This is a genomic window from Methylobacterium dankookense, assembly GCF_902141855.1.
Lineage (GTDB): Bacteria > Pseudomonadota > Alphaproteobacteria > Rhizobiales > Beijerinckiaceae > Methylobacterium > Methylobacterium dankookense.
In genome coordinates this window covers 1-13,660 of the sequence record NZ_CABFVH010000078.1, presented here as the reverse complement: position 1 = coordinate 13,660, position 13,660 = coordinate 1, and the positions used below count along the sequence as shown (strand labels likewise).

Below are 13,660 nucleotides of genomic sequence, written 5' to 3'. Positions count from 1 at the left end.
GAAGGGGCCCGATCGGGCCCCTTCTTCGTTCAGGCTGCACGTTGCCAGTGGCCTGATTTTGCTCCGCCACGGCGGCCTGGAATTGGTCCGCCCTTTACACAGGGCCTTGATCTCCGAGGCGAAGACGAAGAAGTCATTGCTGACGGTGTAGTAGAACGGCTTGATGCCGAAGCGGTCGCGGGCGCAGAACAAGGTCCGCCGGGCATCGTCCCAGATCGCGAAGGCGTACATGCCTTCGAGGTGGGACAGGCAATCCGCGCCCCAGTGCCGGTAGGCCTGCAGGAGGACCTCGGTGTCCGAATCGGTCGAGAACGTGAAGCCGTGCCGGCGGAGCTCGTCCCTGATCGTCTTGAAGTTGTAGATTTCGCCGTTGAAGACGATCCAGCTCTTCGCATCCGCGCTCGCCATCGGCTGGAGACTGCGCTCCGCGAGGTCGATGATCGCCAGGCGGCGATGGCCGAGGGCCACCTGCACGTTCGCGTTCTCGCGCGATGCATCGACGCGCCGGATGAAGGCGCATTCGGAGATCCCCGAATCGGGGCGGCGCAGCATGAACCCCTCGCCGTCCGGGCCGCGATGGGATTGCAGATCGTTCATGCGCTGCAAGGCCTGTAGGTCGATCGGCCTTTCGCCGAGGCTCACAACACCCAGGATCCCGCACATGAACGTCAAACTCCCGGTGACATCAACGATGGCTGCGAACTGAAGATCTCACCTTGACGAGCGTCACGTTCGTTCCGGCGCCTCAGCGGGCCGAGGGCCGGAAGACGGCCCCGCTCGGCCGCCGATAGCGGGTGATCGACTGATAGATCCGGATCAGCCTGTCGGTCAGGACCGGCTCGTCGAGCCACTCGACCGCCTCGCGGCCCTTGATCCGGCCGCCGCGGCGGAGCGTCCGCTCGAGGGCGGCGGCGATCGTCTCGGGGGCGTCGTCGGGGACGACCTCGCAGCCCTCGATGCCCTCCAGCCGCTCCACGACGTCGCCCACGACGACGGAGACGATCGGCAGGTTGCAGGCCAGGGCCTCCTTGACGATCGTCGGCGAGCCTTCCTGCAGCGAGGTCACGACGAGCGCGTCGCAGGCCTGCATCATCGTGATGATGTCCGCCTGCCGGACGTTCCAGCCGAGGATCAGCCGCGCGGGCGACCGCCGGTTGAGGGCGTCGACGGCCTCCCGCGCGCGCTCGTAGCGCTTGAGCGGGTCCGCTGGGTTGCCGACGAACAGGACCAGCCGCTCGTCCGCGGCCCAGCCCAGCCGGCGCCGCGCCTCCTCCCGCGACAGGTCGGGCAGGGTCCGGAGATCGACGCCGGTCGGCAGGACCTGGAGATTCATGCCGGCGGGCAGGCTCCGCCGCATCGCGTCCGAGACGATGATCACGGCATCGGCGTACCGCGCGACCAGACGCCCGAGCCAGACGAGCAGCCTGCCCGGCAGCGTCGGCCGGCCCTCGGGCGAGAGCTGGCCGAGCAGGTCGACGCCGTGGAAGGTGATCGCCAGCGGCCGCCGCTTCGGCCAGGGCAGCAGCGCCGCCTGACCGAACTGCGCGTGGACGAGGTCGTACTGGTCCCAGCTCGAACGGAACCTGCGCTGGAACGCCCACCAGGCCTTCAGGTAGTTGATCGGGTTCTTGGCGCCGCGGAAGGAGAAGACCGTGACCTCGACCCCCTTGCGTCTCAGAAAGTTGACCTGATTCACTAGGAAAGGAACCGCAAATGGACTTTCCGGCGTGGGCCACTCACTCGTGATCATCAAGACACGGATGGTCGCTTTCATCGGGAGCATCCTTATGGGGATTCGAGACGGCTCTTTCTTCGGAAAGGCGCGGGCTTTGAAATCTTTGCCGCTGATCGAAGCATTGCGACTGAACATGCTTCGAGGGTGCTTGGTGAGGCACGAAAGCGGTTAAGGGTCTCAGATATGAATCTGATTTGCAACGTGCCGAGTACTTGATACCCGTCAAGTTCTAGGCGACGGACCAAGAGTCCGGCCCGGCCGCGTCCCTGCACACAAGGATCTAAGCCTTTGCTCCGCCGCGGGAATAGGCGGTCCGGTACCGGGGCGGGCCCTCCTCCGCGATCCGGAGGTCTTGCGGCCGGTCTCAGTAGACGAACGCCAGGGGTTTCTTCCGGCGCGGAGGGCATCGCGTGCCCGGTGCCGGCCGCAGGGCGCGCGGGCCGGATCGCGGGTCCGCGACGCGGCGCCGGTGACTGTGCAGGCGCAGGCAGGAATTTGACATCCGTCAATCCAGGCCCCGCGCGGCGATCTAATGAAAGGCTCTAGACCCTGGACTGAATATGAGCCAGATATCGATTTTCTTGCGGGCTATTGATTGATCGTGAATTGATTTTTACGGCGGTCGTAATCCATGTGTACAGATTTCATTTCTGACCGCACATTTCAAGAAGCGACGGTGTCGCGTTCGGTTTCATGCCATGCGGCGGAGAGTGCAGGGTTTCCGCCCCCGCTTGCTGGAGAGATCCGGCGATGGTCATGATCCTGATCGCGGGTGCGCTCGCATTGCCTCTGTTTCTCTATTTGCTGGACCATCCACTGCTGGCCCTCAATGCGGCTTTGTTCCTTCTTCTTTTGCCGCTCGGCCTGCGGATCGAGCCGCTCTACACGGTGGCGGTGAACGGCATGATCGTCAGCGCGCTGGCCGGCTGGCTGGCCCGGCCGGAGCGCCCCTGCCACTGGACCGGCGCCTGCATCCTGCTGGCGCTCCTGATCGGCTGGGCGGCCATGACCGTGCTCTGGGCCGCGGATCCGGTCAGCAGCCGGCGCGAGCTGATCGCCTGGCTGATCAGCTTCATCCTGCTGTTCCTGCTCGTCAATCAGGTTGATTCGCTGCGTGCGATGGACCGGCTGATGGCGACCCTGGGCGCCTTCGGCTGGATGGTCGTGCTGGGCTCGTTCTACGCCGTCCTGTTCACGGATTACGACTTCGTCCGCCGGCTCCGCGTCATGGGGATGAACGAGAACGGGCTCGGCGTGGTGCTGATCCTGATGCTGCCCGGCATCCTCTGGCCGGTCCTGCGCAGCACCGGCCGGCGCCGGGTGATCCTGATGACGCTCAGCGTGGTCTACATCCTGTGCACGCTCGTCTTCGTGGCCCTCAGCGGGTCGCGCGGCAGCGCCATCTCCCTCGTGCTGATCCTGTTCTCCTTCCTGCTGGCCCGCTCGACCCGCCCCTGGGGCTTCGTGGGCTTCGCCCTGGTGGCCGGCGGCGTGCTGGTGACGCCGTTCCTGTTCCACATCCTCCTGCAGCGCTTCTCCGAGGAGGATGGCGGCGAGATCGGTGGGCGGGGCGAGCTCTGGGAAGCGAGCATGATGTTCATCCGCGACCAGCCCTTCACCGGGGCGGGCGTCGGCAACGGCCCGGTCGCGCTCCACGACTACATCGCCGCGGTCACGAGCATCTACAACCATCGGATGGATCTCCCGAGCCATCAGCCGGTCCTGGAGGTCGGGGTCGATGTCGGGGTGGTCGGCATCGCGCTCTACGTGGCCGCCATCGGCGCGGCCCTGTGGAGCTTCGCGCGCTCGCGGCGGCTCTGGGCGGGCATCGCGGGCGCGCCGGACGGCTACCACATGATCGTCGCCGGGACCGCGGTGGGCTACATGAGCTCGTGGATCAAGGGCGGCGGCCTCAAGAACAACCCCACCTTCTTCCTGCTCCTCGCCCTGCTGCTGCTGCCCGCCTGCCTCGCCCGGAGCACGGCGAAGTGCCGCCCGCGCGGATCCGCCAGTCCCTACCGCCCGATGGAGGTCGCCGATGCCTGAGCCGCGCGCGAGCGGAGCCGAGGTCCGAGCCGAGTCCTGTCCCGGGCCGCGCCCGGCGGCCGCTCCCGTCCCAGCCCGATCGTGGGGAGGATCCATGTTCAACTGGCGTGCCCCGGTCCTCGACTTCTACGACAGGTGGGTGGCGCGCTCGGCCATCCCGATGCACCGCGAGCGTCTCCACGCCTTCCACGCGCGGCCGGTCGAGGAGCGCCGGGCGATCCAGGCGGAGCGCCTGGCCGACCTCCTGCGCCACGCCGCCGAGCACGTGCCCCATTACCGCTCGGTGCTGCGCGAATGCGGCGTCGTCCGGGACGGGCGGGTCGATCTCGCCCGCTTCCGCGCGGTGCCGGAGCTCGACCGCCAGGTTCTGCGCACGCGGCAGGACGCGCTCGCCAGCGACGACCTCGCGGCACGCGCCTGGTACACCAACAGCTCGGGCGGCAGCACGGGCGAGCCCGTCCGGGTGCTGCAGGACCGCGCCTACGAGGCCATCGGCCTCGCCGCCATCGACATGCACTACGACTGGGCCGGGTGGCGGACCGGCGCGCCCCTGGTGCGGCTCTGGGGCTCCGACCGGGACATGTCCCAGCAGGGCGACGGCTGGCGCAACCGCCTCAGCAACTTCGTCCGCAACCGGACCCTGCAGAACGCCTTCCGGATGAGCCACGCGGACATCGCGCGCTACGTCGCCGAGATCCAGCGGGTGCGGCCGGTGGTGATCGAGGCCTATGCCGAGAGCATCTACGAGCTCGCCCGCTACATCAACGCCAACGGCATCCGGGTCCCGCCCGTGAGCGCCGTGGTCTCGAGCGCGGCCACGCTCTACCCGTTCATCCGCGAGGAGGTCGCGCGCGCCTTCAACTGCCCCGTGTTCAACCGCTACGGCTCGCGCGAGGTCGGCAGCTTCGCGGGCGAGCGCCCCGGCGCCGAGGGCCTCGAAGTCTTCTCCTACACGCACTGGGTCGAGGTGGTGAACGCGCAGGGCGAGCCCTGCGGCCCCGGCGAGGAGGGCGACGTGCTCGTCACCTGCCTCACGAACTACGCCATGCCCATCATCCGCTACCGCATCGGCGACCGCGCCGTGGTCGGCACCGCGGTCGCCGACCCAACCCCCTCCGTCGAGGTGCTGGAGACGGTGACCGGCCGCGCGGTCGACGCGCTCGTGCGCGCGGACGGCTCGACGGTCCCGGGGATCCTGTTCATGTACTTCCTCTCGGTCCGCTTCAGCGGCGGCTGGATCCGGCGGTTCCAGGTCGTGCAGCGCGGCTACGACGACGTGCTGATCAAGCTGCAGACGAGCCAGCCGCCCCCGGAGGGCGCGCTCGAGGAGATCTCGCAGACCCTGCGCCACTTCCTCGGCCCGCAATGCGCGATCGAGTTCGCCTTCGTGGACGGTATTCCGGCCCTCGATTCCGGCAAGTACAGCTACGTCACCTCGCAGGTCCGCGATGCGCAGCGCCGCCATTCATGAGCCCCCGGTCCCGTGGAAGGCCGGGGGCGCCGCGCCCGGCGGCGCCCTGCGCGCCGCGCCGCAGCCCGTCGCCGTGATGATCGGCCAGCTGGCGCAGGGCGGGAGCGAGCGGCAGCTCTACCTCTTCCTCGCCCATTGCGACCGCAGCCGGTGGGCGCCGACCCTGTACGTCTCCGGCACGCTCGGCATCTGGGAGGCGCCGATCCGGGCCCTCGGCGTACCGATCGTGCTGCTCACCGGGAATCCCGCCGCCAAGCTCCTGCGCCTGCGCGCGGCCGTCCGGCGGCAGAGGCCGGGGGCGTTCTTCTCGTGGTCCTCCTACACGAACGTCTTCGCCCTGGCCCTCCTCGGGCTCGGCGTGCACCGGGTCGGGTCCTACCGCAACAGCCTGTTCGCCGACCTGCCCCGCCGCGGGCGCTCCGCCTGGGCCTGGGCGAGCCGGGCGGCCCTGTCCACCGTCGTCTGCAACTCGCGCGAGACGCTCGAGGCCTTTCCCGCGGGCGCGCATCCGGCCCGCCGGGCGGTCTACGTCCCGAACGGCGTCGACCCCATCCCGGCCGAGCAGGCCCAGGCGTGGCGCGCGTCGTGGCGGGCCCGGCTCGGCATCGCCCCAGATCAGATCCTGGTCGTCGGCGTCGGCCGCCTGACGCCGCAGAAATGCTTCTCCCGCTTCATCGAGGTGGTGGCCGGCGTCTCGCGGAGCGTGCCGGTCCAGGCGGTGATCGCCGGGGACGACCTCGGCTGCCGCGGCGCGCTCGAGGCGGCCGCCCAGCGGCAGGGCCTCGGCGCGTCCCTGCGCCTGATCGGCTCGGTCCCGGATGCGCGGGCGCTGATCTGCGCCGCCGACATCTTCCTCCTGACCTCGGACCACGAGGGCATGCCGAACGTGGTGCTGGAGGCCATGGCGGCGGGCGTCCCCTGCGTCTCGACGCCCGTGAACGCCGTCGGCGACATCCTGCGCCACGGCGAGACCGGCCTCCTCGGGAGCTTCGATGCGCACGACCTGGCGGGTTGCGTCGAGGTTCTGGCTCGGAACCCGGCCCTGCGCCGGCGGATGGGCACGGCCGCCCGCGCGCATGTGGAGCGCGAGCACGATCCCGCCCGGCTGGCGCAGGCGCTCTGGCGCCTCTGCGAGCCGGAGGCGGCCCATCCGGCACGCTGACCGGCGCGCCGCTCCGGAAGGGCCTCGCGGGACCCCCGCGCGGCCGGCACCTGTGTACGCGGCCTCGCCTGCCGAGGCTGATCTTGGAGTCCTCCAATCCTTCTAGTATCGTCTAGTGGCGAATCGGAGCGAAGCCCCTGGAACTTAACAAATATTATTTACAGCTCTAGATCTTAAGTATAGTGTAGTATAATACTCAATGTCTATATACATGGTGCATCTTTTTGGAGAAGCATCATGCTCTGGTGATGGAGTATTGATCAATGTCTATTTTGCAAACACGCTCTGACACCGAGGCGTATATTAGCCCATCGGAGTTAGTTTGCCAAAAGTCATTTAACAAGTCCGCGGCCGGTTTTGAAATCGATCTAGTCCTCCGCGGTGGGGTGGAAAAGCCGCGGCCGGCCGTCCTGCCGGCGCGTGCCGATATCGCGCTGCGCGATCCCGCCCTCTGCCTGAAGCCGCCCGTCGCGGAGACCGTCACCGGCCTCAGCGCCCTCAGCCGGGTCGACCGGTCCCACGTCCTGTACTGGCAGGGCGAGGCGGCGGGGAAGGATATCGAGATCGTGGAGGGCGTGGCGCGCGCGGTCCATCTCTGCGAGAGCGGCGCGCGCCAGATCCTGGCCTTCTTCTGGCCGGGGACCGTGATCTCCCCGAGCGCAGGGCGGCTCCTCTGCTACACGGTCGAGACCGTGACGCCCTGCCTGTTCCGGATCCCCCCGCCCGACCGCGCCGAGGCCGGCTCCCGCACGATCGGCACCGACGAGCACGTGCTCGGGGAGCTCGTCCACCTGCTGCACGGCATCAGCCGGCGCTGCGCGCTCAGCCGGGTCGCGTGGTTCCTGCTGCGGGTGCGCGAGCACCTGCCGTGCTGCGGCTCCGAGCCGGAAGTCCTGAAGCTCGCGGTCCCGCGCCTCGACATCGCCGACCATCTCGGCCTCTCGCTCGAGACGGTGTCCCGCTGCCTGACCGAGCTGAAGGGGCGCGGCATCATCGAGCTGCCCAACCGCAAGACGATCATCTTCCTCAAGGAGGCGCGGCTCAAGCGCATCGCCAACCGCTGAGCCGGCCCCTTCGCCGGCCCTTCGCCGGCCCTTCGCCGGCCGCGGAGCCGGGGCGCGCGCCGCCCCGGCTCCGCCCGTACCGGCCGGAGCCGGTCCCCCCTCAGGAGACGACGCATGCCAGCCTCCGCACGCCGCACCGGGACCGTGCTCGTCACGGGCGCGGCCGGGTTCATCGGCTACCATGCGGCGCGCCGCCTCCTCGCCGAGGGGCTGGCGGTGGTCGCGCTCGACGCCCTGACGCCCTACTACGACGTCGCCCTCAAGCGGGCCCGCTTCGAGCGCCTGCGCGCCTTCCCGAACGCGACGCTCGTGGAGGCCGACCTCGCGGACGCGGCGGCGACGGAGCGCGTCTTCGCCCGCTACCGCCCGCACCGGGTGGTGCACCTCGCCGCCCAGCCCGGCGTGCGCCGCGCGCTGACCGAGCCGCACCCCTATATCAGCGCGAACGTGACGGGCTTCCTCAACGTCCTCGAGGGCTGCCGCCACCACGGGGTCGCGCATCTCGTCTACGCCTCCTCCTCCTCGGTCTACGGGGCGAACCGCCAGCTGCCCTTCTCGGAGCATGCGGGCGCCGACCACCCGGTCAGCCTCTATGCGGCGACCAAGCGGGCGAACGAGCTGATGGCGCACAGCTACGCCCATCTCTTCGGCGTGCCGGCCACGGGCCTGCGCTTCTTCACGGTCTACGGCCCCTGGGGCCGGCCCGACATGGCGGTCTACACCTTCACCGACGCGATCGCGAACGGACGGCCGATCACCGTGGCCGATGGCGGGCGGGTGCTGCGCGACTTCACCTATATCGACGACGTGGTCGAGAGCCTCGTGCGGATCCTCGACCTGCCCCCGCGGCCCGACCCGGACTGGGCGTCGCGCGCGCCCGACCCCGCCACCGCCGCGGCGCCCTACCGGATCTACAATATCGGCGGCGACGCGCCCCACGCCCTGAACGACCTGATCGCCCTGATCGAGGACGCGCTCGGGCGGCGCGCCGAGCGCCGCGACGGCGAGCGGCCGCCGGGGGACGTGCCGGAGACCCGCGCCGACACGGCCGACCTCGCCCGCGCCGTGGGCTTCGTGCCGGCGGTGCCGCTGGCCGAGGGCGTGCGCCGCTTCGTCGACTGGTACCGGGCCTATCACCGCCTTCCGGCCGACGCGCCGGAGGCCGTCCTCGTCGGTTAGGAAGCGCGCTCATGTGCGGGATCTGCGGCTGGATCGAGCCGGGGACACAGGATACCGGCGGCCTCACCGCCCGAATGACGCAGCGCCTGCACCATCGCGGGCCCGACGACGTCGGCATCGAGGGCGGTCCGGGCTGGACCCTCGGCTTCCGCCGCCTCAGCATCCTCGACCTCAGCCCGGCCGGCCACCAGCCGATGCGGAGCCCCGACGGGGCCTGCTGGCTCGCCTTCAACGGCGAGATCTACAACTACGTCGAGCTGCGCCGCGAGCTCGAATGGGACGGGGCGAGCTTCGTCGGCTCGTCGGACACCGAGGTGCTGCTGCGGCTGCTCATGCGCCACGGCGAGGCCGCCCTCTCGCGGCTCAACGGCATGTTCGGCCTCGCCTTCGTCGACACCCGCCGCCGCCGCTTCATCCTCGCCCGCGACCGCCTCGGCGTGAAGCCGCTCTACTACCGCCAGGACGGATCCTCCCTGCGCTTCGCCTCGGAGCTGAAGGCGCTGCTCGCCTGGCCCGGCGAGGACCGCAAGGTCGACCCGGAGGCGCTGGCGCAGTACCTCACCCTCGGCTACCTGCCGAGCGAGACCTGCATCTTCGAGGGCTTCGCCAAGCTGCCGCCGGGGCACCTGATGTCCGGGTCGCTGGACGATCCCGGCGCGGCGCGGCCGCGGCCCTACTGGGACCTCGCCCTCAACCCGGACCCCGCCGCGCGCCCGCTCACGGAGGGCGAGGCGGACGAGCTCGAGGACCTCCTCGCCGACGCGGTGCGGATCCGCCTGCGCAGCGACGTGCCGGTGGGCGTCTTCCTCTCGGGCGGGATCGACAGCGGGCTCGTCGCCAGCCTCGCCGCGCGGTCGGAGGGCGTGCGCCCCCTCGCGCTCACCGTGGGGTTCGACGAGGCGAGCGCCGACGAATCGGGCCTCGCGGCGCTCAGCGCGCGCCATGCCGGCCTCGACCACCGGATCGTGCAGCAGCCGATGAGCGGCCTGGAGATGCTCGACCGGCTCGGGGAGGTCTTCGACGAGCCGTTCGGCGACCCCTCCGCCCTGCCGACCTACACCCTCTGCGAGGCGGCCGCCGCCCATGCCACGGTCTTCCTGTCCGGCGACGGCGGCGACGAGGCCTTCGGCGGCTACCGCCGGACCGTGGAGGCCGCGCGCCGGCGGCGGCTGATCGCCCTCGCGAGCCGGGCCGGCCCGGTCCTGCGCCAGGTCGAGCGCTTCGTCCCGGACCTGTCGCTCGCGCGCCACCGCCTGCACCGGCTCGCGCTTCCCGACGACGGCTGCGCGGCGGCCTTCGACGAGGTGCCGGGGGATCCCGCCCTGGTGCAGCTCGTCCATCCCCGCCTGCGCGCCGCGCTCCGGCGGGGCGCCGCCCCCCTCTGGACGCGCTGGGCGGCGAGCCGCGGCGCGCCGCTCACCGCCCGCCAGCAGGACCTCGACTACCGCCTCTACCTGCCGGACGACGTGCTGGTGAAGGTCGACCGCGCCTCGATGGCGCACGCGATCGAGGTGCGCTCGCCGCTCCTCGACGTGCGCCTCGTCGAGTGGGCGGCCCGCCTGCCGCGCGGCTGCCTGCTCGACGCGCGGGCCGGCAAGCTCCCCCTGCGCGCGCTCGCGCGGCGCCTCCTGCCCGGAGCGGTCCAGACGGGGGCCAAGCGCGGCTTCGGCGTGCCCCTCGACGCCTGGTTCCGGTCCGGACAGGGCCGGGCCTTCGCGCGCGAGCGCCTCCTCGACCCCCGGGTCCTCGGCCTCGAGATCTGGACGGAGGCAGGCGTCGAGCGCGTCCTGGCGCAGGCGGGGCGGCCCGAGGCGCGCGAGTTCGGCACGCTGCTCTGGCGCCTCCTGATGCTGGAGGCCTGGATCCGCTGCTACCTGCACCCCCCGGCCGCCGCGATCCGCCCGCGATCGGCCGCGCTCCTGTCCGGGTGAGGAGGCGCCGGACCCGGCCCCGATGCGCGCCCTGCTGCTGATCGTCCCCGCCCTCGTGATGGCCGGCTCGGCCTTCGCCGGACCGGACCCGACCCGCGACGTGCTCTGGGCGGCGCTCAAGACCTGCGTGCTCGCCAAGCGCTACGCGGACCGGTCCTTCCCTTGCCACGCCGTCGATCTCGGCAACGCCGAGCGCCCGGGCACGGCGATCCTGCGCGCGCCGGGGCGGAGCACCCATTTCGTCGTCATGCCGACCGACACCGTGTCGGGGGTCGAGGCGCCGGTGCTGCGCGGGCCCATCGGGGCCGCCTATTGGCGCGCGGCGCTGGCCGCGCGCCACCTCGTCTCGGACGCGGCGCGGGACGGCCTCGCCGCCGAGGATGTGGGGCTCGCCGTCAACTCGGTCGGCGGGCGCAGCCAGGACCAGCTGCACATCCACCTCGCCTGCGTGCATCCGGGCGTGACGAGCGCCCTGCAGCATAGCGCCGACCATGTCGGCGGCCATTGGAGCCTGCTGCCGATGCGGCTGATGGGCAGCCGCTTCTTCGCGCTGCGCGTCGACGCGAAGAGCCTCCCGGCCTTCAACCCCTTCGCCGCCCTGGGCCGGCTGCCGGGCCGCCCCGTGGGCCTGCGCGACGTCAGCCTCGCGATGGTCCCGATGCCCGCCGCGACGATCCCCGCGGGCGGGGTGGTGCCCGTCGGGGGCGCGGCGCCCGCGGACCACGGGCGGGACGTCGTCCTGCTGGCCTATCGCGCCCCGAACGCCCATGCGGAGAAGCTGCTCGATACCGGCTGCACGGCCGTCCGGTAGGGCAGGAGCTGACCGGACGGGTCCGGGATCACCAGGGCAGCGCCGAGAGGCGCGAGATCAGCATCACCAGCTCGGCCTGGCGGTGGGTATGCGTCTTGGCGAAGATCGCCTTGAGCTGCGTGCGCGCGGTGGCGACGCTCACGTCCTGCGCTTCGGCGGCCTCGGCGAGCGTGGCGCCGTTCGCCAGCATCGTGGCGAGGCGCGATTCGGTCGGGGTCAGGCGGAAGATCCGCTCCAGGGCGAGGCGGTTGGCCTGCGGGGCCGCGTCGAGGTCGAGCAGCATCAGGACGGTGTGCGGCCCGTCCGCGCTCAGCACCGGGACCGGGGTGGCGTTCATGATGAGCGGGCGCTTGCCCTCCCGCTCCATCAGGATCCAGCTGTCCTCGTCCACGGGGATGCGGGTGCGGCCGCGGCGCAGGAGCCGCTTCACGAATTCGCGCCCGTCGCCGTCGAGGTTCTCGACCTCGGGATCGGCCAGGCCGAAGGTCTCCTGCAGGATGCGCTGCGCCCCGGAATTCACCGCGAGCACCTGTCCGCCCGTCGACAGGATGATGCCGCCGCAGCCCAGCCGATCGAGGACTTGCAGCAGCGGCATGCCGACCAGCATCGCGGACTTGCCCCTCCCCCGCGGCGCCGGCGGCGGGGCGTCTCGCGGTACGACCCACGATGATCAGCCTACGACGGCGTGCATCCCCCAAATGAGGTAGCCTGCCCTAAGCCTTCGGTGGGCCTCCCCCCTACCCCTTCCAGCCGCGCAGGGCCGCGAAGGGGCTGGAGGCCGGGTCCGGCGGCGGCGGGTTCAGCACCGGCTCGACCTGGGCCACCGCGTCGGCGAGGGAGAAGGCGGAGCCGCTCTGGAGCTTGCCCCCGGCCGCATCCTTGTGGCCGCCGCCGCGGAACAGGCGCGCGCCGGCGAGCGCCGTCTCGTCGTTCGAGCGGAAGGAGAGCGTGCCGACCCGCTGCACGTTGACGACGCGGCGCGCCCGGCCCCCGGCCATGACGAGGTCCGAGACCCGCTGGAAGGTGCCCGAATCGAGCCCGAAGGAGAGGAGCGTGCCGTCCGAGAGGCGGTGGAACAGCGCGTCCGAGCGGGCGAGCGCACGGGCGACGCGCATGCGGGTGGTGAGGCGCGGATCGTCCTCCGGATCGCCCGCCATCAGCCCGTCGGTGAGCGTCAGGCGCAGGGCGGCGACCTTCGCCTCGACCTCGGCCGGGCTCGCGCCGGCCCGCAGCAGCCCCGCCACGGCGAGGAGCAGGCCGCCGACGAAGCGGTCGTGCCAGGGATGGCCGAGCGGCACCAGGGTCGAGACGTTGTCCCAGAAGATCTCGTCGAGGGCGAGGCCGCCGGGGAAGGCGGGCCGCCCCTTCTGCCAGAGGTCGAGGGCGTCGACCGCCTCGACCAGCGCCGCGAGGTCGGGACCGGGCTCGGGCGTCTCCCCGGCATAGAGGGCGCGGTGCTCGAGCGCCATGCGGGTGGCGCAGGCATGCGCGTCGATCAGCACGGCGATCTCGGGATCGCCGAGGTCGAACCGGCTCAGGGAGGGCTGCTCCGGATCGGGGACGGGCTGCAGCCCGCCCTCGCGCAGCTGGTCGATCGAGGAGGCGTGGTGGTCGAGCACCACGAGGCGGTGGTGGCGCCCCTCCCCCCGGCGGCGGTTGAGCGCCGCGAAGCTGCGGATGAACTTCACCGCCACGGCCTCCAGGCCGATATCGGTGATGAGCAGGATTTCCGGCTCGGGCGTCCTGTCGAGGCGCTTCAGCTCGGCCTCGACCACCGGTCCGACATCGCCGTAGCGCGCAACGTGAACGATGCGGTCCTGGGCGCGGAAGGCGCCGACCACGGTGGCCGCCCCGTAGCCGTCGAGGTCGTTATGGGTGATCTGGGTGACGGGCACGGGCGGGGTCCTCGGCGGGGGCGTCGGGGCCTTATACGCGACGCGGCGGCGAGAGCGACCCGCCGGGCGCGACCCATGCGTGACTCATGCGTGACTCATGCGTGACCCGTGCGCGACCCGCGCGGGGGAGCGGGCGAGGCGGGCCCGCGCTTCAATCTGCCGCGCCCGCCCGGATGCCGGCCTCCGCACCGCGCGGGCACCCGTACGGCGGGATAGTGCCGTCCCTTTCGCCGCCGTTCACTTGAATGCAACCTGCGACTTTCGCTAAGAGTCCGTCCGATAAGTCATGAGGCGCGTCCCAGCCGTCGAACGAGGATCATGACGGCAGCGGCGTAGAGGAAGGCTTGGGCCGAGGCGAGGGTCGCC

The 13,660-nt window shown here is 71.3% G+C and carries 11 protein-coding genes; 7 read left to right on the top strand and 4 right to left on the bottom strand.

All coding sequences use genetic code 11. The features are described 5' to 3' along the window. The coding region (locus MTDSW087_RS28435; RefSeq protein WP_425324733.1) for an asparagine synthetase B family protein at window positions 1-663 on the bottom strand (663 nt) is incomplete at its 3' end. An 82-nt stretch (window positions 664-745) separates the two neighbouring features. After that, complete coding sequence (locus MTDSW087_RS28430; protein WP_238178948.1) at window positions 746-1,750, bottom strand: glycosyltransferase family 4 protein; 1,005 nt, start codon at window positions 1,748-1,750, stop codon at window positions 746-748. 822 nt (window positions 1,751-2,572) lie between these two features. On the opposite strand from MTDSW087_RS28430, the gene MTDSW087_RS28425 reads away from it, so the two are divergent. The 7 genes from MTDSW087_RS28425 to MTDSW087_RS28395 all read left to right on the top strand — a co-directional run bounded on the left by MTDSW087_RS28425 (window position 2,573) and on the right by MTDSW087_RS28395 (window position 11,399). Beyond that, window positions 2,573-3,781 carry an O-antigen ligase family protein gene (locus MTDSW087_RS28425; protein WP_186384036.1) on the top strand — a complete coding sequence of 403 codons (1,209 nt, stop codon included), beginning with the start codon at window positions 2,573-2,575 and terminating at the stop codon, window positions 3,779-3,781. A 94-nt stretch (window positions 3,782-3,875) separates the two neighbouring features. Then, entirely contained in the window at window positions 3,876-5,252 is a 1,377-nt protein-coding gene (locus MTDSW087_RS28420) for a phenylacetate--CoA ligase family protein (RefSeq protein WP_144768945.1), read from the top strand. Beyond that, entirely contained in the window at window positions 5,230-6,414 is a 1,185-nt protein-coding gene (locus MTDSW087_RS28415) for a glycosyltransferase (protein WP_144768943.1), read from the top strand. The genes MTDSW087_RS28420 and MTDSW087_RS28415 overlap by 23 nt, the downstream gene beginning before the upstream one ends. A gap of 386 nt (window positions 6,415-6,800) precedes the next feature. Next, window positions 6,801-7,478 (top strand): Crp/Fnr family transcriptional regulator, encoded by a 678-nt coding sequence (locus MTDSW087_RS28410; RefSeq protein WP_186384035.1) that lies wholly within the window; start codon window positions 6,801-6,803, stop codon window positions 7,476-7,478. 114 nt (window positions 7,479-7,592) lie between these two features. Next, on the top strand, window positions 7,593-8,657 hold the full coding sequence (locus MTDSW087_RS28405) for an NAD-dependent epimerase/dehydratase family protein (protein ID WP_144768940.1): 1,065 nt from the start codon (window positions 7,593-7,595) through the stop codon (window positions 8,655-8,657). Between the two features lie 11 nt (window positions 8,658-8,668). Further along, window positions 8,669-10,588 (top strand): asparagine synthase (glutamine-hydrolyzing), encoded by a 1,920-nt coding sequence (gene asnB, locus MTDSW087_RS28400; RefSeq protein WP_144768938.1) that lies wholly within the window; start codon window positions 8,669-8,671, stop codon window positions 10,586-10,588. Window positions 10,589-10,610: 22 nt separating this feature from the next. Next, window positions 10,611-11,399, top strand: a complete 789-nt coding sequence (locus tag MTDSW087_RS28395; RefSeq protein ID WP_144768936.1) for a CDP-diacylglycerol diphosphatase — start codon at window positions 10,611-10,613, stop codon at window positions 11,397-11,399. 28 nt (window positions 11,400-11,427) lie between these two features. Here the strand turns inward: MTDSW087_RS28395 and MTDSW087_RS28390 are convergent, their stop codons facing one another. Together MTDSW087_RS28390 and MTDSW087_RS28385 are read right to left on the bottom strand one after the other, a co-directional pair. Next, complete coding sequence (locus MTDSW087_RS28390; RefSeq protein ID WP_238178946.1) at window positions 11,428-11,994, bottom strand: helix-turn-helix transcriptional regulator; 567 nt, start codon at window positions 11,992-11,994, stop codon at window positions 11,428-11,430. 142 nt (window positions 11,995-12,136) lie between these two features. Further along, a complete protein-coding gene (locus MTDSW087_RS28385) occupies window positions 12,137-13,294 on the bottom strand; it encodes a dimethylmenaquinone methyltransferase (protein ID WP_144768932.1) in 1,158 nt (385 codons plus the stop codon). Between the last annotated feature and the right edge of the window lie 366 nt (window positions 13,295-13,660).